The organism is Nocardia sp. A7, assembly GCF_046549215.1.
Taxonomy (GTDB): Bacteria; Actinomycetota; Actinomycetes; order Mycobacteriales; family Mycobacteriaceae; genus Nocardia.
On the sequence record NZ_JAJPWE010000025.1, the window covers coordinates 1 to 512 of the forward strand.

Annotated in this window: 1 protein-coding gene; it reads right to left on the reverse strand. The window is 54.1% G+C overall.

Going from position 1 to position 512, the window contains the following annotated elements; all coding sequences use genetic code 11:
- A partial coding sequence (locus tag ACLJPD_RS33175; protein WP_410877468.1) for a DUF4434 domain-containing protein occupies nt 1-467 on the reverse strand: 467 nt, incomplete at its 3' end.
- Nucleotides 468-512: the final 45 nt, after the last annotated feature.

Here is a 512-nt window from a genome sequence, read left to right on the forward strand (position 1 = left end):
CGGGCGGCTTCGCTGCGCCAGTTCAGGTCGTCAATTTCCGCGCTGATGTACCAGCCATCCGGCGTTACGCCAGGCGCGGCGCTCCATAATCTGGCTTGCTGGAGATCGGCAGCCAGCAGGCGATTAAGATAGCTTTCCAGCGCTGCGGACGACTGTTTCTGGTGCATAAAAAATTCCGGATCGGCGTTCAGCCCGACAATCAGCTTCAGGCCAGCCTGTTGCGCAGCTGCGGCACGCTTAAACAATAAAGCGCGCTGTTCTGGCTGGGTGAATGCATCGCCGTAACGGGTCCATTGCAAAACCAGGGTATCGAAGCCTTGCAAACGTAACTGACTCATCAGCCCCTGCCACTGGGTATCGGTAACCTGACTATCACGGTTTTGTGGTTGCCAGATAATACCTTTCATCGCAAAGGAAAAAGGGCTGACCAAAAGCAGTGTCAGCAATACGAAAATGAACTTACGCATTTACCAGTGCACTCCAATGGTGAGAAACGCGTTGTTGCGCTCTCC